At 66.8% G+C, this 23,446-nt stretch carries 18 protein-coding genes and 1 pseudogene; 14 read left to right on the forward strand and 5 right to left on the reverse strand.

Annotated elements, in window-relative coordinates; all coding sequences use genetic code 11:
* The first annotated feature begins 54 nt into the window (after positions 1 to 54).
* Positions 55 to 2,646, forward strand: coding sequence for a bifunctional aconitate hydratase 2/2-methylisocitrate dehydratase (gene acnB, locus U1F38_RS07890; protein ID WP_409986513.1), 2,592 nt, complete (start codon positions 55 to 57; stop codon positions 2,644 to 2,646).
* Positions 2,647 to 2,817: 171 nt separating this feature from the next.
* Entirely contained in the window at positions 2,818 to 4,071 is a 1,254-nt protein-coding gene (speE, locus tag U1F38_RS07895) for a polyamine aminopropyltransferase (protein ID WP_409986514.1), read from the forward strand.
* Between the two features lie 13 nt (positions 4,072 to 4,084).
* On the opposite strand, the gene U1F38_RS07900 is transcribed toward speE, so the two are convergent.
* Entirely contained in the window at positions 4,085 to 4,519 is a 435-nt protein-coding gene (locus tag U1F38_RS07900) for a thermonuclease family protein (RefSeq protein WP_409986515.1), read from the reverse strand.
* A gap of 305 nt (positions 4,520 to 4,824) precedes the next feature.
* Between U1F38_RS07900 and U1F38_RS07905 the strand changes: the two genes are divergently transcribed.
* The 5 genes from U1F38_RS07905 to leuB all read left to right on the forward strand — a co-directional run bounded on the left by U1F38_RS07905 (position 4,825) and on the right by leuB (position 9,258).
* On the forward strand, positions 4,825 to 5,748 hold the full coding sequence (locus U1F38_RS07905; RefSeq protein ID WP_409986516.1) for a LysR family transcriptional regulator: 924 nt from the start codon (positions 4,825 to 4,827) through the stop codon (positions 5,746 to 5,748).
* Positions 5,749 to 5,782: 34 nt separating this feature from the next.
* Positions 5,783 to 7,237, forward strand: a complete 1,455-nt coding sequence (leuC, locus tag U1F38_RS07910; RefSeq protein WP_409986517.1) for a 3-isopropylmalate dehydratase large subunit — start codon at positions 5,783 to 5,785, stop codon at positions 7,235 to 7,237.
* Positions 7,238 to 7,256: 19 nt separating this feature from the next.
* A complete protein-coding gene (locus U1F38_RS07915) occupies positions 7,257 to 7,385 on the forward strand; it encodes an entericidin A/B family lipoprotein (protein ID WP_409986518.1) in 129 nt (42 codons plus the stop codon).
* A gap of 18 nt (positions 7,386 to 7,403) precedes the next feature.
* On the forward strand, positions 7,404 to 8,060 hold the full coding sequence (gene leuD, locus U1F38_RS07920) for a 3-isopropylmalate dehydratase small subunit (protein ID WP_409986519.1): 657 nt from the start codon (positions 7,404 to 7,406) through the stop codon (positions 8,058 to 8,060).
* Positions 8,061 to 8,187: 127 nt separating this feature from the next.
* Positions 8,188 to 9,258 carry a 3-isopropylmalate dehydrogenase gene (gene leuB / locus U1F38_RS07925; protein ID WP_409986520.1) on the forward strand — a complete coding sequence of 357 codons (1,071 nt, stop codon included), beginning with the start codon at positions 8,188 to 8,190 and terminating at the stop codon, positions 9,256 to 9,258.
* Positions 9,259 to 9,265: 7 nt separating this feature from the next.
* Here leuB and U1F38_RS07930 read toward each other — a convergent pair whose 3' ends face one another.
* The gene (locus U1F38_RS07930) at positions 9,266 to 9,865 is read right to left on the reverse strand and encodes a TMEM175 family protein (RefSeq protein WP_409986521.1); all 600 of its coding nucleotides are present in this window, start codon (positions 9,863 to 9,865) and stop codon (positions 9,266 to 9,268) included.
* A 304-nt stretch (positions 9,866 to 10,169) separates the two neighbouring features.
* Between U1F38_RS07930 and asd the strand changes: the two genes are divergently transcribed.
* The 7 genes from asd to accD all read left to right on the forward strand — a co-directional run bounded on the left by asd (position 10,170) and on the right by accD (position 18,816).
* On the forward strand, positions 10,170 to 11,300 hold the full coding sequence (asd, locus tag U1F38_RS07935; protein ID WP_409986522.1) for an aspartate-semialdehyde dehydrogenase: 1,131 nt from the start codon (positions 10,170 to 10,172) through the stop codon (positions 11,298 to 11,300).
* 203 nt (positions 11,301 to 11,503) lie between these two features.
* The gene (locus U1F38_RS07940) at positions 11,504 to 14,212 is read left to right on the forward strand and encodes a FimV/HubP family polar landmark protein (RefSeq protein ID WP_409986523.1); all 2,709 of its coding nucleotides are present in this window, start codon (positions 11,504 to 11,506) and stop codon (positions 14,210 to 14,212) included.
* Positions 14,213 to 14,296: 84 nt separating this feature from the next.
* Positions 14,297 to 15,082 carry a tRNA pseudouridine(38-40) synthase TruA gene (gene truA, locus U1F38_RS07945; protein ID WP_409986524.1) on the forward strand — a complete coding sequence of 262 codons (786 nt, stop codon included), beginning with the start codon at positions 14,297 to 14,299 and terminating at the stop codon, positions 15,080 to 15,082.
* Positions 15,079 to 15,798 (forward strand): phosphoribosylanthranilate isomerase, encoded by a 720-nt coding sequence (locus tag U1F38_RS07950; RefSeq protein ID WP_409986525.1) that lies wholly within the window; start codon positions 15,079 to 15,081, stop codon positions 15,796 to 15,798. Before truA ends, U1F38_RS07950 begins: the two co-directional genes overlap by 4 nt.
* Positions 15,795 to 17,045, forward strand: a complete 1,251-nt coding sequence (trpB, locus tag U1F38_RS07955) for a tryptophan synthase subunit beta (protein WP_409986526.1) — start codon at positions 15,795 to 15,797, stop codon at positions 17,043 to 17,045. The genes U1F38_RS07950 and trpB overlap by 4 nt, the downstream gene beginning before the upstream one ends.
* A 61-nt stretch (positions 17,046 to 17,106) precedes the next feature.
* A complete protein-coding gene (trpA, locus tag U1F38_RS07960) occupies positions 17,107 to 17,916 on the forward strand; it encodes a tryptophan synthase subunit alpha (protein WP_409986527.1) in 810 nt (269 codons plus the stop codon).
* 27 nt (positions 17,917 to 17,943) lie between these two features.
* Positions 17,944 to 18,816, forward strand: a complete 873-nt coding sequence (gene accD / locus U1F38_RS07965; protein ID WP_409986528.1) for an acetyl-CoA carboxylase, carboxyltransferase subunit beta — start codon at positions 17,944 to 17,946, stop codon at positions 18,814 to 18,816.
* 765 nt (positions 18,817 to 19,581) lie between these two features.
* Here accD and U1F38_RS07970 read toward each other — a convergent pair.
* From U1F38_RS07970 to U1F38_RS07980, 3 genes and pseudogenes are all read right to left on the reverse strand, one after another.
* Positions 19,582 to 19,944, reverse strand: a pseudogene (locus U1F38_RS07970) (nucleotidyl transferase AbiEii/AbiGii toxin family protein); the annotation flags it as partial.
* Positions 19,941 to 20,678, reverse strand: coding sequence for a type IV toxin-antitoxin system AbiEi family antitoxin domain-containing protein (locus U1F38_RS07975; protein ID WP_409986529.1), 738 nt, complete (start codon positions 20,676 to 20,678; stop codon positions 19,941 to 19,943). The gene U1F38_RS07975 and the pseudogene U1F38_RS07970, both read right to left, overlap by 4 nt.
* Before the next feature lie 118 nt (positions 20,679 to 20,796).
* Positions 20,797 to 23,445, reverse strand: coding sequence for a DEAD/DEAH box helicase (locus U1F38_RS07980; RefSeq protein ID WP_409986530.1), 2,649 nt, complete (start codon positions 23,443 to 23,445; stop codon positions 20,797 to 20,799).
* Position 23,446 lies beyond the last annotated feature (1 nt).

Genomic DNA, 23,446 nt, shown 5'->3' on the forward strand with positions numbered 1-23,446 from the left:
AAGCCCGGTGTGCGTGCATCGATCCCTTTTCACTCCATCCATTCGGAAGACGCCATGTTGCAAGCCTACCGCGCCCACGCCGCCGAACGCGCCGCCCTGGGTATCCCCCCTCTGGCCTTGGACGCCAAGCAGGTGGCCGACCTGATCGAACTCATCAAGAACCCGCCGGCCGGCGAGGCCGAGTTCCTGCTGGACTTGCTGACCCACCGCGTGCCCCCGGGCGTGGACGATGCGGCCAAGGTCAAGGCATCCTTCCTCGCCGCCGTGGCGCATGGCGACATCCAAGTGGGCCTGATCAGCAGGGCCCGCGCTACCGAGCTCCTGGGCACCATGGTGGGCGGCTACAACGTGCACCCGCTGATCGAGCTGCTGGACGACGCCGAGGTGGCACCGCAAGCCGCCGAGGCGCTCAAGAAAACGCTGCTCATGTTCGACTACTTCAACGACGTGGCGGCCAAGGCCAAGGCGGGCAACGCCCGCGCCAAGGAAGTGATGCAAAGCTGGGCCGACGCCGAATGGTTCACCAGCCGCCCCAAGGTAGCAGAAAAAATCACTGTCACCGTCTTCAAGGTGCCGGGCGAGACCAACACCGACGACCTCTCGCCCGCGCCCGATGCCACCACGCGTCCCGACATCCCCATGCACTACCTGGCGATGCTCAAGAACACGCGCCCCGACGCAGCCTTCAAGCCTGAAAAGGACGGTGTGCGCGGCCCCATGCAGTTCATCGAGGACCTGAAGAAAAAGGGCCACGTCGTCGCCTACGTGGGCGATGTGGTCGGCACGGGTTCTTCGCGCAAGTCGGCCACCAACAGCGTCATCTGGGCTACGGGCCAGGACATTCCCTTCGTGCCCAACAAGCGCTTTGGCGGCGTCACGCTGGGCGGCAAGATCGCCCCCATCTTCTTCAACACGCAAGAGGATTCAGGCTCGCTGCCCATCGAGGTCGATGTGAGCAAGATGGAAATGGGCGACGTCATCGACATCTACCCCTATGCAGGGAAAATTGAGAAGGCCGGCGCGAAGATTGCCGACTTTGCTCTCAAATCGGAAGTGCTGCTGGACGAGGTGCAGGCCGGCGGCCGTATCAACCTCATCATCGGCCGCAGCCTGACCGCCAAGGCGCGTGAGTTCCTGGGCCTGGCCGCCTCCACCGCCTTCCGTCTGCCGCAAGCCCCGGCTCCATCCAAGGCCGGCTTCACCCTGGCGCAAAAAATGGTGGGCCGCGCCTGCGGTCTGCCCGAAGGTCAGGGCATTCGTCCCGGGACTTATTGCGAGCCCAAGATGACCACCGTGGGTTCGCAAGACACCACCGGCCCGATGACGCGCGACGAGCTCAAAGACCTGGCCTGCCTGGGCTTCTCGGCCGACATGGTGATGCAAAGCTTCTGCCACACCGCCGCCTACCCCAAGCCCGTGGACGTGAAGACCCACCGCGAGCTGCCCCAGTTCATCAGCAACCGCGGCGGCGTGGCCCTGCGCCCGGGCGACGGCGTGATCCACAGCTGGCTCAACCGCCTGCTGCTGCCCGACACCGTGGGCACGGGCGGCGACTCGCACACGCGCTTTCCCATCGGCATCAGCGTCCCGGCAGGGTCGGGCCTGGTGGCCTTCGGCGCCGCCACGGGCGTGATGCCGCTGGACATGCCTGAATCCGTGCTGGTGCGTTTCAAGGGCCAGCTGCAGCCCGGCGTGACGCTGCGCGACCTGGTGCACGCGATTCCGCTGTACGCCATCAAGGCCGGTTTGCTGACCGTGGCCAAGGCCGGCAAGAAGAACATCTTCTCGGGCAAGATCCTGGAGATCGAAGGCCTGCCGGACCTGAAGGTGGAACAAGCCTTTGAACTGTCCGACGCGTCCGCCGAGCGTTCCGCCGCTGGCTGCACCATCAAGCTGGGCCCCGAGCCGATCAAGGAGTACCTGACCAGCAACATCGTGCTGATGAAGAACATGATTGCCGAGGGCTACCAAGATGCGAAGACCCTGGCGCGCCGCATCGAGAAGGTCGAGGCCTGGCTGGCCAACCCCCAGCTGCTCGAAGCCGACAAGGACGCCGAGTACGCCGCCGTGATCGAGATCGACATGAACGAGATCAAGGAACCGATCGTCTGCTGCCCCAACGACCCGGACGACGCCAAGTTCCTCTCCGAAGTCGCCGGCACCCAGATCGACGAAGCCTTCATCGGCTCGTGCATGACCAACATCGGCCACTTCCGCGCCGCAGCCAAGCTGCTGGGCGGCCAGCGCGACATCCCGACCAAGCTGTGGATTGCCCCGCCCACCAAGATGGACCAGAACGAGCTGATCAAGGAAGGCCACTACGCAGCCTTCGGCACGGCCGGTGCGCGCACCGAGATGCCCGGCTGCAGCCTGTGCATGGGCAACCAGGCCCAGGTGCATGAGGGCGCGACGGTCATCTCGACATCGACCCGCAACTTCCCCAACCGCCTGGGCAAGAACACCAACGTGTTCCTGGGCTCGGCCGAGCTGACCGCCATCGCGTCCCGCCTGGGCAAGCTGCCCACCAAGGAGGAATACCTGAGGGAAATCGGCGTGGTCGATGCCAACAAGGACAGCGTCTATCGCTACATGAACTTCGACCAGATCGAGGAATACGCCGAAGTCGCCAAGGGCGTTGCCGCCTGAGCACCCGCGCATCGCAACAAGCCGCGCCAAGGGGGTTCCCTTGGCGCGGTTTTTTCATGACCAAGCCGATTCCAGAGCCCGGCATGCGCGCGGCGGCAACTGGGATACATTGACCCGTGAGGCGGCTCGATCGGGCCGGCCAGTCGCCCTGTTTGCGAGGAGGTGAACGACGTGCAAGGTTTGCACCTGACCGCTGATTTGTATGCGTGCCAATGCGCGCCGCTCCTGATGGTCGACCCCGACGCCATCGCCCACCTGTGCCGCGCGCAGACCGAGGCTGCCGGACTGACCCGCGTGGACGACTGCTGGGTCCAGTTTCCCGAATGGCAAGGCCAGCCCGGTGGCGTAACCGGAACCCTGTTGCTGGCCGAATCGCACCTGGCCATCCACACCTGGCCCGAGACCGGCAACGTCACGCTCGACGTCTACGTCTGCAATTTCTCCACCGACAACTCCACCAAGGCCAGCCAATTGCTGGAAGGCATGGTCCAGGCCTATCAACCCCAGCGCGTGGTGCGCAACCGCCTGCTGCGTGGCGACATCAGCGCGTCCGCGCCACAGGCCTCGCCCGCGCCCGAGGAGGAAGGCTGGATCGTCGAGGCCCTCTCGCCCACCGCCGCCTTCAGCTTTCGCGGCACGGTGCTGGAGCGCCAGAGCTCGGAGCACCAGTCGCTGGAGCTGCTGCACACGCCGCGCTTTGGCCGGGTGCTGCGCCTCGACGGCCGCTTCATGACCTCGGAGAAGGACGAATTTTTCTATCACGAGGCCCTGGTGCATCCCGCCGCCATCGCCCACCCCGCGCCCGCGCGCTGCCTGATCATCGGCGGCGGCGACGGCGGCGCGGCCGAGGAGCTGCTCAAGCACCCCAGCGTGCACGAGGTGGTGATCGCCGAGCTGGACGCGCAGGTCGTCGAGCTAGCGCGCCAGCAGTTGCAATCGGTGCACCGCGGCGCGCTGGATGACCCCCGCGTGCGCATCGAAATCGGCGACGGCATGGCCTATGTGGACCACTGCCCCGGCCAGTTCGATTTGATTTTGATGGACCTGACCGACCCGGACACCCCCGCCAGCGCCCTGTACGAGCCCGCCGCGCTGGCGCGCATGCAGCGCGCGCTGGCACCGGGCGGCGCGCTGGTGCTGCACCTGGGCAGCCCCGTGTTCCACCCCGAGCAGGTGCGCACCCTGCTGGCCCGCCTGAGCGCGCGCTTCACCCAGGTCAGCCCCTTCGGCCTGTACATCCCGCTGTACGGCGCCTACTGGGGCCTGGCGGTGGCGTCCGACACCCTGCGCCCCAAGGCGCTGAGCGCCGCCGCCGTGCAAGAGCGCCTGGCGCAGCGCGGCATCACGCGCCTGCAGCTCTACAACGCCGAGCTGCACGGCGCGCTCTTTGCCCTGCCCAACTACTACCGCGCCATGGTGGGCTAAAGCGCCAGCACCTTCAGCGCGAGCGGCGGTGGCGATAGGCCCAGGGCGGCGTGGGGCGCGGCTGAGCCCACAGCCCCACCCGGCGCTGGCGGGCCTGGCGCTCCAGCGCCTGCAGGCCGCCATCACCCCGCACATAGCCGGGCGCCACCCAGGCCATGCCGGCGCGCACCTGGGCCTGGGCCACGTTCACGCCCTGGCATTGCACCCGCGCCACCGAGCGGCCAGAAACGTCCTGCTCTAGCACCTCCACCCGCGCACGCTGGCGCTGGCACAGGGCGGCCAGGGCCCGGCGTGACTGACGGCCAAAAGCCTGGCGCAGCTCGGGCGCATCGATCTGGGCCACGCACAGGGTGAGCGTGCGCGGACCCTGCCCCGGCTCGCAGCGCACCTTGAGCGAATCACCGTCGCTCACCATGGGCACCCAACACAACAAGGCCGATGCCCACATGCAGTTTTCTCCCACGAATCAGGGCGCGAATGGTAAGGCACGCGCTGAACAATTTCCGCACGGCAGGCCCCCGCTGCCGCGCCGCTGAAAATTGAGGCATCGTCCGCCAAGCCAAGCGGGGCGCGGCTTGGCGGACTTGTTCCAGGTCTTTTCCACAAATCCGCCCACAGTGGGCGGGGACAAAAGGCGCGCTCGCCATCACCCCGATCAAAACATCTCCATTTGCGATGTCAAAACGCAAAATATGGGTAATAATTCACCAAGCCAACGCAATACACGATACCTGACACCACCCGCGCCAACCCATGTCCGCCCCGGCCCGTCCCCTGGATCGCCCCATCGATCTGACCTCGCTGCAGCTCTTCGTGGCCGTGGCGGAGACGGGCGCCATCGCGCAGGCGGCGCAGCGCGAGCGCATCGCCGCCTCGGCCGTCAGCAAGCGCGTGGCCGAGCTCGAAAGCACGCTGGGCGCCGCCCTGCTCTATCGCCAGGCGCGCGGCGTCACGCTGACGCCCGCCGGCCAGAGCCTGCTGCACCACGCCCGCAGCGTGCTGTTTGGCCTGGATCAGCTGCACGGCGACCTGCGCGAATACGCCAGCGGCGTGCGCGGCCACGTGCGCATGCACGCCAGCATGTCGGCCATCGTGCAGTTCCTGCCCGAGGACTTGGGCCGCTTCATCCACAGCCATCCCCAGGTCAAGATCGACCTGGAGGAGCACCTGTCCTCGGCGGTCGAGCGCGCCGTGATGGAGGGCGCCGCCGACCTGGGCATCTGCCACGCCGGCAGCGCTCAGGGCGGCTTGCAGCTGCGGCCCTATCGGCAAGACCGCCTGGCCCTGATTGCGCCGCCAGCCCTCGTGCCCAATGCGCCGCCTGCCATTGATTTTGCAGACACGCTGGACTTTGACCACGTCGGCCTGAACGCCGGCAGCTCGATCGCCCTGGCCATGCACCAGGCCGCGGCGCTGGCCGGGCGCAGCGTGCGCCTGCGCATTCGCGTGACGGGGCTGGACGCCATGTGCCGCATGATCGCCAATGGCCTGGGCGTGGGCGTGATGCCCCAGCGCGCCTTCGAGCTCATCCACGGCGCCAGCCCGCTGCGCTGCATCCCCCTGCAAGACGCCTGGGCGCGCCGCCAGATCAGCCTCGTCGCGCGCGACTTCGACAGCCTGCCCGTCACCGCCCGCGCGCTGGTCGAGCACCTGACCGGCGATGCCGCCGCCGCATAAAATTTCAAACCCACCAAGGAAGTTGTTCCCCACCATGTCCGCCCGCACGCTGTACGACAAGATCTGGGACGAGCACGTCGTCCACACCGAAGAAGACGGCACCGCCATCCTCTACATCGACCGCCACCTGGTGCACGAGGTCACCAGCCCGCAGGCCTTCGAGGGCCTGCGCCAAGCCGGCCGCAAGGTCTGGCGCACCAGCAGCGTGGTGGCCACGGCCGACCACAACACCCCGACGACGGGCTGGGAGCGTGGTTACGACGGCATCGAGGACCCCATCAGCAAGGAGCAAGTCACCACGCTGGACGCCAACATCAAGAGCACCGGCGCGGCGGCTTTCTTCCCCTTCCTCAGTCAGCGCCAGGGCATCGTGCACGTGATCGGGCCCGAGAACGGCGCCACCCTGCCCGGCATGACCGTGGTCTGCGGCGACAGCCACACCAGCACCCACGGCGCCTTTGGCGCGCTGGCCCACGGCATCGGCACCAGCGAGGTCGAGCACGTGCTGGCCACGCAGACCCTGCTGGCCAAGAAGGCCAAGAACATGCTGATTCGCGTCAACGGCCACGTGGCGCCCGGCATCACCGCCAAGGACATCGTGCTGGCCATCATCGGCAAGATCGGCACCGCCGGCGGCACCGGCTACACCATCGAGTTTGCCGGCGAGGCGATTCGCGACCTGTCGATGGAAGGCCGCATGACGGTGTGCAACATGGCCATCGAGGCGGGCGCGCGCGCCGGCCTGGTGGCGGTCGATGACAAGACCATCGACTACGTCCGTGGCCGCCCGATGGCGCCCGGCACCGACCTGGTCAGCGGCAAGTTCACCGGCGGGCCCGAGTGGGATCAGGCCGTGGCCTATTGGCGCACGCTGCACACCGATGCGGATGCGAAGTTCGACGCCGTGGTCGAGCTGGACGCGCGCGCCATCGTGCCGCAGGTGAGCTGGGGCACCAGCCCCGAGATGGTCGTGGGCATCGACGCCCGCGTGCCCGACCCCGACAAGGAAAAGGACGCCAGCAAGCGCCACGCCATCGAGCGCGCCCTGACCTACATGGGCCTGCAGCCCAACAAGGCCATCAGCGACATCGTGATCGACAAGGTCTTCATCGGCAGCTGCACCAACAGCCGCATCGAGGACCTCCGCGCCGCCGCCGCCGTGGTCAAGAAGCTAGGCCGTCGGGTGGCGTCCAACGTCAAGCTGGCCATGGTGGTGCCGGGCTCGGGCCTGGTCAAACAGCAGGCCGAGGCGGAGGGCATGGACAAAATTTTCACCGCTGCCGGCTTCGAGTGGCGCGAGCCCGGCTGCAGCATGTGCCTGGCCATGAACGCCGACCGGCTGGAGCCCGGCGAGCGCTGCGCCTCCACCAGCAACCGCAACTTCGAAGGCCGCCAGGGCGCCGGTGGGCGCACCCACCTGGTCAGCCCCGCCATGGCCGCCGCCGCCGCCGTGCACGGTCATTTCGTCGATATCCGCCAATTTGCCTGACACAACCCAAGGAGCCATCATGACCAAGACCGCCACCCTCCTCGCCCTCGCGCTGACCTTTGTGCTGGCCGGCTGCAACACCGTCAAGGGCATGGGCCAGGACGTGCAAAAAGCCGGCGGCGCCATCGAGCGCGCCGCCGACAAGTAAGAGGACCGCTGCCCCGCCATGGAAAAATTCACCGTGCACAAGGGCCTGGTGGCCCCGCTGGACCGCGAGAACGTCGACACCGACGCCATCATCCCCAAGCAGTTCCTCAAGTCGATCAAGAAGACCGGCTTTGGTCCCAACCTGTTCGACGAGTGGCGCTACCTGGACCACGGCGAGCCCGGCATGGACCCGGCCGCGCGCAAGCCCAACCCCGATTTCGTGCTGAACCAGCCGCGCTATGCCGGCGCCTCCATCCTGCTGGCGCGCAAGAATTTCGGCTGCGGCTCCAGCCGCGAGCACGCGCCCTGGGCGCTGCAGCAGTACGGCTTTCGCGCCATCCTGGCGTCCAGCTTTGCCGACATCTTCTTCAACAACTGCTTCAAGAACGGCCTGCTGCCCATCGTGCTGGCCGAGTCCGTCATCGGCAAGCTGTTCGACGAAGTCAACGCGTTTGCCGGCTACCAGCTCACCGTCGATCTGGAGCGCCAGGTCATCGTCAAACCCGACGGCAGCGAAATCGCCTTCGACGTGCAACCGTTTCGCAAGCACTGCCTGCTGGGCGGGCTGGACGACATTGGCCTGACGCTGCGCCACCAGGACGAGATCAAGGCCTTCGAGGCGCGCCGCCTGGCCGCCAAGCCCTGGCTGGCGCATACGCTCGGCACCCTGGGTTGAACCTGCGCAAGGCCGGGCACCCATCCTCCGCGCAGGGCGAGTGGGCACCCCACGATTTCAAGCCAAATAACCCGCCAGCGCGCTTCAATCAATCGTGAGCAGCTACAAATCCAATAGTATACGAGTCATGAAAATCGCAGTTCTCCCCGGTGACGGCATCGGCACGGAAATCGTCGCCGAGGCCGTCAAGGTCTTGAAGGCCCTGGACTTGAAGTTCGAGATGGAAACCGCCCCCGTCGGCGGCGCCGCCTACGAAGCGTCGGGCCACCCGCTGCCCGAGTCCACCCTGAATCTGGCCAAGAGCGCCGACGCCATCCTGTTCGGCGCCGTGGGCGACTGGAAGTACGACAAGCTGGATCGCCCCCTGCGCCCCGAGCAGGCCATCCTGGGTCTGCGCAAGCACCTGGGCCTGTTCGCCAACTTCCGCCCCGCCATCTGCTACGAACAGCTCGTCGGCGCCTCCAGTCTCAAGCCCGAGCTGGTGGCGGGCCTGGACATCCTCATCATCCGCGAGCTGACGGGCGACATCTACTTCGGCCAGCCGCGCGGCAAGCGCACCGCCGTCGACGGCCACTTTCCGGGCAGCGAGGAAGCTTTCGACACCATGCGCTACTCGCGCCCCGAAGTCGAGCGCATCGCCCGCGTCGCCTTCGAGGCGGCCCGCAAGCGTGGCAAAAAGGTCACCAGCGTCGACAAGGCCAACGTGCTGGAAACCTTCCAGTTCTGGAAGGACGTGGTGATCGAGACCCACAAGGACTACCCCGACGTCGAGCTGCAGCACATGTACGTGGACAACGCCGCCATGCAGCTGGTCAAGGCGCCCAAGGCCTTCGACGTCATCGTCACCGGCAACATGTTCGGCGACATCCTGAGCGACGAGGCCTCCATGCTGACCGGCTCCATCGGCATGCTGCCCTCGGCCAGCCTGAACGACAAAAAGCAAGGCCTGTACGAGCCCAGCCACGGCAGCGCCCCGGACATCGCCGGCAAGGGCGTGGCCAACCCGCTGGCCACCATCCTGTCGGCGGCGATGATGCTGCGTTTTTCGCTGAATCAGGCCGAGGCCGCCGACCGCATCGAGACCGCCGTGAAAAAGGTGCTGGCCCAAGGCCTGCGCACGCCGGACATCTACAGCGAAGGCACGACCAAGGTCGGCACGGTGCAGATGGGCGACGCGGTGGTGCGCGCCCTGGCCTGAGCGCGCGCTATGCCCGGGCGGCACCGGGCGTTGCGCTGGCACGGCGGTGCAGCACGATGCCGAGCATGGCCAGCATGTTCCACGCCGGCAGCCACCACGCCAGCGCCACGGTCACCAGCGCACACAGCACCACCACCACGGCACGTTGCAGTTGCAGCCGTGCCGCCGGCTCGTCGAACCCGTCGGCACTGCGCAATGCGGGCGTGCGCAACAGCCGCGCGATGCGCAGCCAGGAGAGCACGGCCAACAAGGTCAGGTGCAAGCTGTAGACCAGCGCGGCCGTACCCAGGTCGCCGTGTTCGGCCATCAGGCTGCAGGTGAACGGCAGCAGCGTGATCAGGGCCAGCTGCGTCAGCTCGATCATCATGGCCGGCTTGTCCAGTTCGTCGTATTGGCGCAACGTGCGGCTTTGCGCCAGCCAGAACAGCGCCGTCACCCAGAAGGCCAGCAGCCAGATCAGCGCCTTGGGCAGCAGGTTTTCAAGCTCGGCGCCCAAGCTCGCGTTGCTGGCCTCGGGCAAGGCTGCCAGCTTGAGATCGAGCGCCAGCAGGGTCAAGGCCACGGCATAGATGCCGTCCGAAAGGGCTTCGAGGCGATTCTTGGACATCAGCAGGGATGTGGGCATGTTGGGCTGGCAAGGCAAGCGGCAACTGTAGCCGAGGATGGTGGCCGCGTATCCCAACGCCAGCGGCGAATGGCGGGACTCCGGTACAATGCCAAGGCATGTTTGCCGCCGATACGTTCATCCAGAACATCACCGCCGCCTCGGCTGGCGTGGCGGCATGTGCAATCATCACCAAAAAGACGACCGGCTGATCCAGCCTTGGCTCGTCGCGCGCCCTTCCTGGCCAGACGAGCCGGGCGAGCAGTGTGGCCGTTGACCGGTTTTTCACTTGTTAAAGGGCTAGAAAATGAGCAGTTTGGTTGGTTTGGTCGGCTGGCGCGGCATGGTCGGCTCGGTCCTCATGGATCGCATGCAAGAGGAAAAGGACTTCGACTTGATCGAGCCCCTGTTCTTCTCCACCTCCAATGCCGGCGGCGCAGCGCCGGCCATGGCCAAGAACGAAAAGACGCTGAAGGATGCGCACGACATCGACGCACTGAAAAAGTGCGACATCATCATCACCTGCCAGGGCGGCGACTACACCAACGACGTCTTTCCCAAGCTGCGCGGCGCGGGCTGGAAGGGCCACTGGATCGACGCCGCGTCGGCCCTGCGCATGAAGGACGACGCGGTCATCATCCTCGATCCGGTCAACATGCCGGTCATCAAGAACGCGCTGGCCAGGGGCGGCAACAACTGGATCGGCGGCAACTGCACCGTCAGCTGCATGCTGATGGGCGTGGGCGCGCTGTACAAGGCGGGGTTGGTCGAATGGATGAGCACGCAGACCTACCAGGCGGCCAGCGGCGGCGGCGCGCAGCACATGCGCGAGCTGCTGACGCAATACGGCACGCTGAACGCCGAGGTGCGCAACCTGCTGGATGACCCCAAAAGCGCCATCCTGGAGATCGACCGCAAGGTCATTGCCAAGCAGCGCGCGTTGTCGGCCGGCGAAACCGCCAACTTCGGCGTGCCGCTGGGCGGCAGCCTGATCCCGTGGATCGACAAGGACCTGGGCGACGGCATGTCCAAGGAAGAATGGAAGGGCATGGCCGAGACCAACAAGATCATGGGCCTGGGCCCGGGTTTTGGCAGCCCCGCCATCCCGGTCGACGGTTTTTGCGTGCGCGTGGGCGCCATGCGCTGCCACAGCCAGGCGCTGACCTTCAAGCTCAAGAAGGACGTGCCCGTGGCCGACGTCGAGGCCATGATTGCCGCCGACAACGAATGGGTGAAGGTGGTGCCCAACACCCGGGAGGCCACGATGAAAGAGCTGACGCCCGTGGCCGTGACCGGCACCATGCGCATCCCGGTGGGCCGCATCCGCAAGCTGGCCATGGGCTCCGAATACCTGGGCGCCTTCACCGTCGGCGACCAACTGCTGTGGGGCGCGGCCGAGCCGCTGCGCCGCATGCTGCGCATCCTGCTGGAGCGCTGAGCCCGCGCCGGCGCCCCTGCGCGAAACGGGGGCGGCATCAAGCCAGCGTGCGTTGTCTGCTGACAACATCCAAGCCACGGGCTGAGGCACTTTGAACTTGTGTCCGCGTTTGAGAGGCGTATCAGCTTGTCAGCCCAATACGTTGATGTTAACGTCGATTTTCAAGTCTGTACTGGCGGGAAACTCCCTGCCTCCAACAAGCCATGCACAAGAACACTGTCAATGATCGAGAGGGAATTTCGGCGCCTGCACGCGCGGCGGGCTTCCCCCTCCTGAAAAAGGCCGCTCTGGCCTCGGCCACCGCGCTTGCGCTGCTGTCGATCAGCCTGGATGCGCAAGCCGTCGCACTGGGCGCCATTGCCGTGCGCTCGGCGCTGGGCGAGCCGCTGCGCGCCGAGGTCGAGATTCCACAAATCTCGTCGGAAGAAGCGTCAACCTTCCAGGCCAACATGGCCTCGCCCCAGGCGTTTCGCGCCGCCGGCGTCGAGTACAGCCCCGCGCTGGCTGGGGCACGCGTCACGCTGCAGCGCCGCGCCAACGGACAAGCCTACCTTCGCATCGTCGGCACGCGCCCGATCAACGAGCCCTACGTCGGCGTCGTGATCGAGGCCAACTGGGCCAACGGCCGCATCGTGCGGGACTACACCCTGCTGCTCGACCCGCCCACCCGCGAAGCCGCACCGGCCGTCGTCACCACGCCGGCCCAAGCCGCCGCGGCGCCAGAAAAGCCCGCGGTTGCCGAACAAATCGCACCCAGCCGCGCTGCCACCGCACCCGCACCCGCACCAACGCGCAGCGCACCCAGACCCGCGCCCGCAGCCGCCAGTTCCGGCAGCGGCGAGCAGGTGACCGTGCAGCGCGGTGACACCGCCGGGCGCATTGCCGCTGCGCACGCCATCGACGGCGTCTCGCTCGACCAGATGCTGGTGGCATTGCTGCAGGCCAATCCGCATGCCTTCATTCGCGGCAACGTCAACCTGATGAAGTCGGGCGCCGTGCTGCAACTGCCCACGGCCGAGCAGGCCCAGGCGACTTCCAGGCCAGCGGCCCGCCGCGCCGTCGTGGCCCAAAGCCGCGACTTCCACAATTACCGCAGCGCGGTTGCCCAAAACGCCACGGCCACCCCGGCGGCAGGCGGCAGCGGCCAAAGCACCAGTGGGACCGTGCAAGCCCAGGTGCAGGACAGCAAGGCGCCAGCGCCCGCGCCCGACCGCCTCACCCTGTCCAAGGCGGGTGCCGCCAGCGGCGCCGAAACCCAGACCGCGCAGACGCGCCAGGCCAAGGAAGAAGCCGACCGGGTCGCCGAGCTGAAGAAAAACCTGAACGAGCTCGCCGGCTTGAAGAACGCCGCCAGCGCCCCCGCGGCCGCCGCGCCAGCTGCCAGCAGCGCCGTGCCGGCATTGAACGTGCCGATCGCAGCCGGCGCACCCAGCGTGCCCGCCGCCCCTTCCGCCTCGGCAACGCCCGTCGCCGCAGCGCCGACCGCCAGCGCAGCCACGGCCGATGCAGCGCCCGCTGCAATGGCCGCGGCGTCCGAACCCGCCACCGAGGCCAGTGCGGCCCCCGCAGCCGACAGCGCGTCCGCGCCCGAAGCCAGCGCATCGGAGGCGCCGGCGGTGGCCGCCAACGCCCCGGCTCAACCCAAACCGCCGGTGGCAGCCCCCGCGCCCGCGGCCGAGCCGTCCTTCCTCGACACGCTGACCGAGAACCCGCTGCTGCCCATCGCGGGTGCCGGCCTGATCGCCCTGTTGGCGGGGTACGGTGTCTACCGCTCGCGCCAGCGCAAGAGCAAGGACGCCGCGCGCGACAGCGAATTCATCGAAAGCCGCTTGCAGCCCGACTCTTTCTTCGGCGCCAGCGGCGGCCAGCAGGTCAACACCAAGGAACGTGCCAGTGGCTCCTCGTCCATGGCGTACTCGCCCAGTCAGCTCGATGCGGCCGGCGACGTCGACCCAGTGGCCGAAGCCGATGTGTACCTGGCCTACGGCCGTGACATGCAGGCCGAGGAAATCCTGAAGGAAGCCCTGCTCACCCACCCCGGCCGCGTGTCCATCCACCGCAAGCTGGCCGAGATCTACGCCAAGCGACGCGACGCCCGCGCCCTGGAAGCCATCGCCTCCGAAGCCCATCCCCTGACCGACGGCAGCGGCCCCGACTGGCAGGCCATCGCCAGCCTGGGCGCCGAGCTGGACCCCAACAACCCCCTGTACAAGCCGGGCGGCAAGCCCATCTCCAAGGTTGCGCCCACAACCGGGCGGCGCCAGTTCGGCGCCGACACCGAACCGCAGACCGCCCAGGTCATCCTGAGCAAGGACCGCACCGACACCGCGCGCTCGCCGCTGGACCTGAACCTGGACCTGGGCGACTCGGTCCGCCAGGCGGCCGGCAGCGTGGCAAAGGCTGCGGCGCCGGCGGCTGCGGCAGTCACGGCGACCGTCGCGGGCGGTTTGGCTGCCGCGGCTGCGACCACGCCCTCGGCCCGCCAGGCGCTCGAGCGCACGCCCGAACCCGTCAAGGCCGACAGCGAGTTCGTCGATCTGGACCTGGGCATGGATTTCGCGCCCCCGTCCCAGCTGCAAGGCACATCGGCGCCCGCGCCGGTGTCTGCCAAGTCGGCGCCCGCGCCAACCCCCGCCCCAACTCCAGCCCCCGCCCCCGCATCCAACTCGGGCATGATCGACTTTGACATGAGCGCCCTGTCGGTCGATCCCGATTCGCGCTCGGGCGCCGAGGTGAAGACCGAGCAGTTTGAAGACGCCGACGACAATCCCTTGTCCACCAAGCTGGCGCTGGCGCAGGAGTTCCGCGCCATCGGCGACATCGACGGTGCACGCTCCCTGGCCGGCGAGGTGGTTGCCGAGGCCACGGGCGCGCTCAAGGTTCGCGCGGAGCGTTTCCTGGGAGAACTCTGACCCAGGCGCGGATTCTCGTTTGACCTTCCGCGGCGCCTTGGTGGCGCCGTTTTTTTGGCCCGTGCAGGCGGCCACAATACCCCCATGGCCAGACTCGCCCTCGGACTCAGCTACGCCGGCACCCACTATCACGGCTGGCAGAGCCAGCCCTCCGGCCAGACCGTGCAGGACCGGCTTGAAAGCGCCCTGCAGCAGTTTTCCACCCAAGCCCTGCATACCCTGTGCGCCGGCCGCACCGACGCCGGCGTACATGGCCTGATGCAGGTGGTGCATTTCGACACCGACGTGCAGCGCGAGCCCTTCTCCTGGGTGCGCGGCACCAATCGCTACCTGCCGCCGGACATCGCCGTGCAGTGGGCGCGGCCGGTCCCCGCCGACTTCCATGCCCGCGCCAGCGCACTGGCGCGCCGCTACACCTACATCGTGCTGCAATCGCCCGTGCGGCCCAGCCTGGACGCGGCCCGCGTGGGCTGGAGCTTTCGCCCGCTGGACGGCAACGCCATGCGCGCCGCCGCCGCGCACCTGCAAGGCGAGCACGACTTCACGTCCTTTCGCGCCAGCATCTGCCAAGCCCCCTCGCCCATCAAGCAACTGGCTCCCATCACCATCGAGCAGCGCGGCGCGTACTGGCGCTTCGATTTCGAGGCCAACGCCTTCCTGCACCACATGATCCGCAACATCATGGGCTGCCTGATCGCCGTCGGCCAGGGTCTGCAGCCGCCGGGTTGGATGCGCGAGGTGCTGCAGGCGCGCGACCGCGACGCCGCAGCCCCCACCTTCGCGCCGGACGGCCTGTACTTTCGCGGGCCCGTCTATGCCCCCCACTGGGGCCTGCCGGAGCGCACCGCGGCCTATGATTGGCTTCCATGAATGAAGCAATTGCACCGCGCACCCGCATCAAGATCTGCGGCCTGACACGCGAGCAGGACGTGGACGCAGCCGTGGCGGCCGGGGTGGATGCCGTCGGTTTCGTGCTCTACCCCAAGAGTCCGCGCCACGTGACGGCCGCGCGCGCGGCCGAGCTGGCACGACGCCTGCCGCCGCTGGTCACGCCGGTGCTGTTGTTCGTCAACGCCAACGCTACAGAAATAGAAGCTGCTTGCGCAGGCGTGGCGCCGGCTATCGTGCAGTTTCATGGTGATGAATCGCCGGCCGACTGCCTGGCCGCCGCGCAGCGCGCCCGCTGCCCCTTCTGGCGTGCAGCGCGCCTGCCGCTCGATCCCGCCCAGGGCTCGGGCTTGCTAGAATTTGCCTCACGCTACCGCGCCGCCCAAGCCCTGCTGCTGGACGCACAGGTCGATGGCTACGGCGGCGGCGGAAAGACATTCGATTGGTCACTGCTACCACCAAACGTTCCCGCTCACCTCGTCTTGTCTGGTGGGCTTACACCTGCAAACGTGAGCGCTGGCTTGGCCGCGCTGCGCGGCCGCGGGCACTCGCTCGCGGTTGACGTCTCCTCCGGCGTCGAAGCCGATGGTCCCGATGGCAAGCCCATCAAGGGCATCAAGGACGCCGACAAGATCATGCGCTTTGTCGCCGCCGTGCATGCGGCCGATGCGCTCTTTGCAGGAATCAAACCATCATGACCGACTATCACCAGCCCGACGCCAGCGGGCACTTCGGCCGCTACGGCGGCAGCTTTGTCAGCGAGACGCTCACCTTCGCCATCAACGAGCTGAGAGACGCCTACGCCAAATACCAGCACGACCCGGACTTCCTGGCCGAATTCCAGTACGAGCTGGCGCACTACGTGGGCCGCCCCTCGCCCATCTACCACGCCGCACGCACCAGCCGCGAGTTGGGGGGCGCGCAGATTTACCTCAAGCGCGAAGACCTCAACCACACCGGCGCGCACAAGATCAACAACGTGATCGGCCAGGCCATGCTGGCGCGCCGCATGGGCAAGCCGCGCATCATCGCCGAGACCGGCGCCGGCCAGCACGGCGTGGCCACCGCCACCATCTGCGCGCGCTACGGGCTGGAATGCGTGGTCTACATGGGCAGCGAAGACGTCAAGCGCCAAAGCCCCAACGTCTACCGCATGAAGCTGCTGGGCGCCACCGTGGTGCCGGTTGAATCGGGCAGCAAGACGCTGAAGGACGCGCTGAACGAAGCCATGCGCGACTGGGTGGCGAACGTGGACAACACCTTCTACATCATCGGCACGGTGGCCGGGCCGCACCCCTACCCGATGATGGTGCGCGACTTCCAGAGCGTGATCGGCACCGAATGCCTGGCGCAGATGCCCGAGATGACCCACGGCCGGCAACCCGACGCGGTGCTGGCCTGCGTGGGCGGCGGCAGCAACGCCATGGGCATCTTCTACCCCTACATCCCGCATGAGCAGGTGCGCCTGATCGGGGTGGAAGCCGCCGGCGAAGGCCTGGACTCTGGCCGCCACTCGGCCAGTCTGGAGCGCGGCAGCCCCGGCGTGCTGCACGGCAACCGCACCTACATCCTGCAGGACGACAACGGCCAGATCACCGAGACGCACAGCATCAGTGCCGGCCTGGACTACCCCGGCGTGGGCCCCGAGCACGCGTGGCTGAAAGACACCGGCCGCGCCGAGTACGTGGGCGCGACCGATGCCGAGGCACTGGCGGCCTTTCATCACCTGTGCCGCATCGAGGGCATCATCCCCGCGCTTGAATCCAGCCATGCCTTTGCCCATGCGCTCAAGCTGGCGCCCACCATGCGCTCCGACCAGTCCATTCTGGTGTGCCTGTCGGGCCGCGGCGACAAGGACATCGGCACCGTGGCCGACCTCGATGGCGCCGACTTCTACGACCGCCCTTCGATGCGCGGTCACGTCGTCAAGGGAGCCAAGGCATGAGCCCGCGCACGGCCGTTCCGAAGCGGGCTCGCACCGCAGTGCAAAGCACGGAGGTTATCCAATGAGCCGCATCGCCACCACCTTCGCCACCCTCAAGTCGCAAGGCCGCAAGGCCCTGATCCCCTACGTCACGGCCGGCTTCCCTTACGCCGACATCACCCCCGCGCTGATGCACGGCATGGTGGCCGCCGGCGCCGACGTGATCGAGCTGGGCGTGCCCTTCTCCGACCCCAGCGCCGACGGCCCGGTGATCCAGAAAGCCGGCGATCGCGCCCTCGCCCTGGGCATTGGCCTCACGCAGGTGCTGGCCATGGTCAAGACCTTTCGCGCCAAAGACAAGACCACCCCCGTGGTGCTGATGGGCTACGCCAACCCGATCGAGCGCTACGACCTCGCCCATGGCGCCGGCGCCTTCGTGCGCGATGCGGCGGCGTGCGGCGTGGACGGCGTGCTGGTGGTGGACTACCCGCCCGAGGAATGCGCCGAGTTTTCCGCCGCGCTCAAGGCCGCCGGCATGGACCTGATTTTTCTGCTGGCCCCCACCTCCACCGACGCGCGCATGCAGCAAGTGGCGCAGGTGGCCAGCGGCTACGTGTACTACGTCTCGCTCAAGGGCGTCACCGGATCGGGCGCGCTCAACACCGCCGAGGTGGAGGCCATGCTGCCGCGCATCCGCCAGCACGTGCAAATCCCCGTCGGCGTGGGCTTCGGCATCCGCGACGCCGAGACCGCCCGCGCCATCGGCCGCGTGGCCGACGCGGTGGTCATCGGCACCCGCCTGATCCAGGCAATCGAAAATCAACCGCACGAGCGCGTGGCCGCCGCCGCGGCCGATTTCCTGCGCCCGATCCGCGCCGCACTCGACGCATAATCCGCGCCGACCTTCAAGGAACCCGTCATGAGCTGGCTCGAAAAACTGCTGCCCCCCAAGATCCAACCCAGCGACGCGTCCGAGCGCCGCCAGATGCCCGAGGGCCTGTGGATCAAGTGCCCCGAGTGCGACACCGTGCTGTACAAGACCGACCTGGAGCAAAACCAGAACGTTTGCCCGCACTGTGGCCACCACCACCGCATCGGTGCGCGCGAGCGGCTCAACGTGTTCCTCGACGGCGAAGGCCGCTACGAGATCGGACAAGAGGTGGTGCCCGTCGATGCGCTCAAGTTCAAGGACAGCCGCAAGTACCCCGAGCGCATCAAGGAGGCCATGGAAAACACCGGCGAGACCGACGCGCTCGTCGTCATGGGCGGCGCCGTCAAGAGCATCAGCGTGGTGGCCGCCGCCTTCGAGTTCGACTTCATGGGCGGCAGCATGGGCAGCGTGGTGGGCGAGCGCTTTGCGCGCGGCGTGCACACCGCCATCGAGCAGAAAGTGCCCTTCATCTGCTTTACCGCCACCGGCGGCGCGCGCATGCAGGAGGGCCTGATGAGCCTGATGCAAATGGCCAAGACCAACGCCGCCCTCACCCGCCTGGCCAAGAAGGGCCTGCCCTACATCAGCGTGCTGACCGACCCCACCATGGGCGGCGTGTCGGCCGGCTTTGCCTTCGTCGGCGACGTGGTGATCGCCGAGCCCAAGGCCCTGATCGGCTTTGCCGGCCCGCGCGTGATCGAAAACACCGTGCGCGTGACCCTGCCCGAGGGCTTTCAGCGCGCCGAGTTCTTGCAGACCAAGGGCGCGGTCGATTTCATCTGCGACCGGCGCGAGCTGCGCGAGAAGATTGCCAACATCCTGGCCATGCTGCAGCGGCAGCCGGCGGATGCGGTGGAGTAAACGTGCAGTTGACTTTCTCATGCGTGTCGTGCTCGCATGGAAATGTTGATCTGACACCAATTCCACCAATTCCACAAATCCACCGTGGTTGAGCGCAAACAGGGGAGGCTATGAAGCGCGTCAGATGGGCATCGTGGATGAGGACGTTTGAGTGGAGAGGATGGCTCAAGCGTTTGGACTGGACCTCCTTTGTGCTTGTTGCAATCGGCGCGAGTACCCTAGGGTTGGTGGCCACCTATGGGGGGAGCTTCTCGGAGCGCACCACATTGATGACCGCGATTTTCAGCGCTACGGCTGCAGCATTTTCTGCCTTGGCAGCCCACCGTTCAGTCAGCATTGCTCAAGCGTTGGATGTGGCCAATGTGCACGTGGCATCGAAGGTTTGCACCGATGTGCCTCCTGGCTTCCATACCACTTCAATCGAAGCCACGCGAGCCTGGATCGAGGTCGTGATAACGAACAACTCTCGCCGCCCGGTCACGATTTCATCGATCGGCGTTCGAGAGACTGGACACCTCCTAGGTGGCATCATCACTGAGTACGATCGATTTTCGGCAGAAGGTTCGCTCCCGAGACTTCTGAGTGTTGCCGAGCCCTTGGTAGCGACAATACCTTTGAGCCTAGCCGAAGCGAAAGATGCGGCTCGAAAGTCCGTTCGTGTAATTCTGGTCACGGGCGAACAGTTTTACTCCAAGCCGATGGAGTCTGGGGTCGGCTTGATCTAACTGAGATAAATGGATAAATGGGGTCAGATGAACATTTCCCCCGGCGCACCGGCCGCACCGTGCCGCGCATGACGAAATTGACTTCGACCTTGACCTGAATCGAGCCACGCCGCACCAGCAGCTTGGTCTCCCCTGCCGCTGCCGCTGGCGCGTGTGTCTGGAATCCTCGCTTCTTCAACCGCTCGGCAGCCTGGCGAATGGCCTCGTTGATGCGCGCCAGTGCCTCGTCGCGCGGCAAGGTGTGATCGGGAAAGACCAGATCGAGATCGACCGACAAGCGCGGCATGTCGCGCACGAACAGATTGATCGCCGTACCGCCCTTCAGGGCAAAGGTATCGTCCACGAACACCAGTGGCGCCACCTGCGTCAGCAGGCGCGCGGTATCGAGATACGTCTGGTTCATGGCTTGAGCACCAGCAGGCCATGGGCCGATCGAGACACCCAGGGCCGGTCGCTGCCCGTCGGCAGCGCGGCCGGGTCGAGCTTGGCCGCCCAAGGCAGCGACGCCTCGCGGCCGAGTTGCAGGCACAGCCGCACGGTCTTGACGCTCGTGCAATGCTGCAACAACTCGCGCAGCACGTCGGCACGCAGGTTGTACGCACTTTCGACGAGTTCGCGGGCTTCCTGCAAGGGCTGGCGCACGCCGACTTCGGAGAGCAGCTCAAGCAGGGCGCGCTCTGGCGCCGACACCTGCGGCGCCCCGCTGCGCTGCTCGAACGGGCCGACGTGAAGCAAGGCCTCCGGCTGCTCATCGAACAGCCGTTTGCGGTGGTACTCGGCCGGGAAGCGTTCGGTGAACCATTGCGGCAAGCGCGCTGCCTTCCAGCCATACAGGTGCAGCACCGGCTGCTGAGAGACGTACTGCCGCACACCGTACCAGTCCAATGCCGACTTGCCGCCGACGTGCAGCCCCTCGAATTGGCGCTGCAACAGCAGCAGGCTGGGATGGAGCACTGGGGGATCGTTGGGGCGGCAGAACACCCCCCGCGCCAGGCGCGTGAGCCACCCTGCCCGGACATAGTGAACGGCCAGGTCGGCAGAGATGCCCAACGCCGCCAAGTCCTCGGAGGTCAGCGGCGTTCCCGGTGCCAGCCGGGTGTAGAGCGTGTTTAACTTGCTTGAATTAGTCGTAGCCACGCCACGATTTGTACAACTTTTTCAATGGCAAGTCAATTTGATCCGGCGCATCCAGTCGTAGCGTGCATACGACCAGCACAACACGTTCAAATATCGCACCCAGGCCTATCGCCGCCCATTACCTGGCTATGGCATGCGCAATCTGCTGGTCGATGTCGCGACCTGCTGTGCCCCTGTCACTCGGCATCAGGTAGAGCCCGTTCGGGTACTTGCGCGCCCACAACTCGCCGACGGCGCGCTTGGCGACGTTCTTCGGGTGGTCGTAGCGATCCTCGCCCTTGTACTCGATGACGAAAATCCGCCCGTCCCGCAGCTTGGCGACGAAGTCGGGGTAGGTGAAGCCTGTCGCGGTCGGAAAGCGGAACTGCGTCGGGTGCGCCAGGTTGCGCACCCACATGTCCACCTCGGGGTTGCGCTCGATGGCCAGCGCGCAACGGTATTCCTCGGCCAGCGCGCCGTCCTTGCGGCGAAACGGCAGGTCGCCCGGCACCGCGTAATAGTGCTTGGGCCAGTCGTGCGGCGCTGGGCAAGGCGAGCGCATGGGATAGGCCATGTCGGCAAAGCGGAACACCACGGCAGGGTCCACCACCACCTCTTCCAACTCGAACAGGCGCTGGTGCGCCTGGTTGCCACGTTGGGCTTTGGCCTCGTCCAGCAGCGCCAGCAGGCGGCGCGCGATGATGAAACGCCCGCGCACCAGTTGCCCCAGGCTGTAGCCCTTGTGCCTGAGCGGCGCGATGGCCTGGGCTATCCAGGCCATCATCACCTCTTGGCGCACGTTGTTCTGCACCACCCGGCCTTCCAGCCACACCAGCAGGTCGGCTTCCTCCCAGTCGCCAGACAGACCAGACAGGTATTCGGTCTGCGGCTCCTGCACCATGTGCATCTGTACCGCCTTTTCGCCGATGTCGATTTCCCAGGTCTGCGTGCGCGTGTCGAAACTCAAGGTATCCAGCGTGCCCGCGCTATCGGCCGGATTCCAGAAACCGTCCTCCACCAGCAGGTCGTTTTCGACCGGCACCACGCGCTCGCCAAACTGAATCGCCAGCTGCGGCACCTCGAACTTCACGCCCTTTTGCGCCGGCGTCTGGCGCAGGTTGGCGCGCGTGTTGTGCTGCTCCAGCGCGGTGCGCACCTGCTCCCTGACCTTGCCGGTAAACACCTTGGCGATGGCCTCCACGCTCTCGGGCTGCACCGCGCCTCTGACTTCCACCGTGAACTTGCCCGCCTCCTCGGCCGGTTGAATACTGATGTGGCGCAGGTCCGCCGCCGGCACATTGGCCAGGTCCGGCCTCTTGGCCGCCGTGAAGCGCAGCGATTCGACTCGCAAGGCCGGGTGCTCACCGACATCGGCAAGCAGCGAAGGCTGCACGGGCACGCTTTGCGCCGCTTCCAACCTTGAAAACCCCATGCTTTCCAGATGGTCAGTGAACTCCACCGCCTTGGCGCCGAAGTACGGCGAGACCACATGCGCATAGGCCTTGTTCAGCGCCGCCTGCGTGCGCGTGCGTGCATACGGCATGCGCAGCACGCGGCCCAGCAGCTGCTCGATGGCCGTGGCCGATTTGGTGCCCGACACCGAGCACAGCACGTAGGCGAACGAGCAGTCCCAGCCCTCCTTGAGCGCCTCCATGGTGATGATGACGCGCACCGGGCAATCGGCGGAAAACAGGTCGATGCCATCCAGCTCGCGCTGCTCACCGGTGGCGATCTTCACCCAGCTTTTGTCGATGCGCTCGCCGTCCTCGCCGGTCAGGTGGTCATAGATAACGTCCACCGTGGCCTCGCCGCCCTTGTGCTCGGCCTGCACCAGCAGAATCGGGCGGATGTAGTCCGGCTCCTTCTTCGCCGCCTCTTCCAGCTCCTGCCGCCGCAGCAACGCGTGGCGCAGGGCCACGTCCCAGCCGTCCAGGTGCTCTTCCAGCAGCACCGGCAGCTTGATCATTTGCTCGGCATACAGCTGCGATGCCGACACCCGCACCAGCACATTGCTGGTGGCCATGTCCGGCGTGGCCGTGAGCTCGATGATGGCGCTGGGCGCCAGGCGCTCGTACACCGTGGCAGACAGCTCGCTGCTGGCGTTGTGCGCCTCGTCGGTAATCACCAGCGGGCGGTGCAGGCGCAACAGGTTGGCAAAGGAAAAACGCGGCCCCTTGCCGTCCTCGGTCGGCTCCAGCTCGGGCAAGCGCGCGTCTTTCGGCAAGGCGATGAAGTGCGGCTCCAGCGCCTCCTTGTGCGCGTAGAAGTCGCGGATGTCGATGTCGTGCACGCGCGCCGCCGCCATGGTGGCAACGACGATGCAGGTGCGCGTGGCCAGCTCCTGCGGCGTCAGTTGCTCGATCTCGTCGCTGTCGAGCACCGCTACCTGGCCGCCAAAGGCCGCGTCCAGCTCCAGGCGGTAGGGGTGGCGGCGGTTCTTGAAGGCGTCCAGCGTCTGCCGCTTGATGGTGCGGCTGGGCACCAGCCACACCACCAGCGGGCGCTCACGCTCCAGCCAATGGTCGGCCGCGCAGCGGATAAAGTGCGCGCCCATCAGCGTCTTGCCGCCGCCGGTGGGGATGCGAATGGCCACATAGGGCACGCCGCGCAGGCTGGGCAGCTCCGCACCCTCCTTGTCGCGCAGGGCGCGGTACTCGGGCGCCAGCATGGTCTTGGTGTCCGGGTGGGCGTGTGCGGCAAAGGCCTGGGCAATGCCATCGGCGCGCGCGGCGCGCAGAAAGTCGCCCAGCTTTGTGAGCGACTTGTCCTGGTAGTCCTTCAAGTCCATG

This window comes from Ottowia sp. (assembly GCF_046348305.1).
In the GTDB taxonomy this organism is placed as follows: domain Bacteria; phylum Pseudomonadota; class Gammaproteobacteria; order Burkholderiales; family Burkholderiaceae_C; genus Ottowia.

Bases quoted from the DNA above. Each gene is read 5' to 3' on its own strand.
- acnB (WP_409986513.1), top strand. From the start codon at position 55: ATGTTGCAAGCCTACCGCGCCCACGCCGCCGAACGCGCCGCCCTGGGT.
- U1F38_RS07900 (WP_409986515.1), bottom strand. From the start codon at position 4,519: ATGTGGGCATCGGCCTTGTTGTGTTGGGTGCCCATGGTGAGCGACGGT.
- U1F38_RS07905 (WP_409986516.1), top strand. From the start codon at position 4,825: ATGTCCGCCCCGGCCCGTCCCCTGGATCGCCCCATCGATCTGACCTCG.
- leuC (WP_409986517.1), top strand. From the start codon at position 5,783: ATGTCCGCCCGCACGCTGTACGACAAGATCTGGGACGAGCACGTCGTC.
- U1F38_RS07915 (WP_409986518.1), top strand. From the start codon at position 7,257: ATGACCAAGACCGCCACCCTCCTCGCCCTCGCGCTGACCTTTGTGCTG.
- leuD (WP_409986519.1), top strand. From the start codon at position 7,404: ATGGAAAAATTCACCGTGCACAAGGGCCTGGTGGCCCCGCTGGACCGC.
- leuB (WP_409986520.1), top strand. From the start codon at position 8,188: ATGAAAATCGCAGTTCTCCCCGGTGACGGCATCGGCACGGAAATCGTC.
- U1F38_RS07930 (WP_409986521.1), bottom strand. From the start codon at position 9,865: ATGTCCAAGAATCGCCTCGAAGCCCTTTCGGACGGCATCTATGCCGTG.
- asd (WP_409986522.1), top strand. From the start codon at position 10,170: ATGAGCAGTTTGGTTGGTTTGGTCGGCTGGCGCGGCATGGTCGGCTCG.
- U1F38_RS07940 (WP_409986523.1), top strand. From the start codon at position 11,504: ATGCACAAGAACACTGTCAATGATCGAGAGGGAATTTCGGCGCCTGCA.
- truA (WP_409986524.1), top strand. From the start codon at position 14,297: ATGGCCAGACTCGCCCTCGGACTCAGCTACGCCGGCACCCACTATCAC.
- U1F38_RS07950 (WP_409986525.1), top strand. From the start codon at position 15,079: ATGAATGAAGCAATTGCACCGCGCACCCGCATCAAGATCTGCGGCCTG.
- trpB (WP_409986526.1), top strand. From the start codon at position 15,795: ATGACCGACTATCACCAGCCCGACGCCAGCGGGCACTTCGGCCGCTAC.
- trpA (WP_409986527.1), top strand. From the start codon at position 17,107: ATGAGCCGCATCGCCACCACCTTCGCCACCCTCAAGTCGCAAGGCCGC.
- accD (WP_409986528.1), top strand. From the start codon at position 17,944: ATGAGCTGGCTCGAAAAACTGCTGCCCCCCAAGATCCAACCCAGCGAC.
- U1F38_RS07980 (WP_409986530.1), bottom strand. From the start codon at position 23,445: ATGGACTTGAAGGACTACCAGGACAAGTCGCTCACAAAGCTGGGCGAC.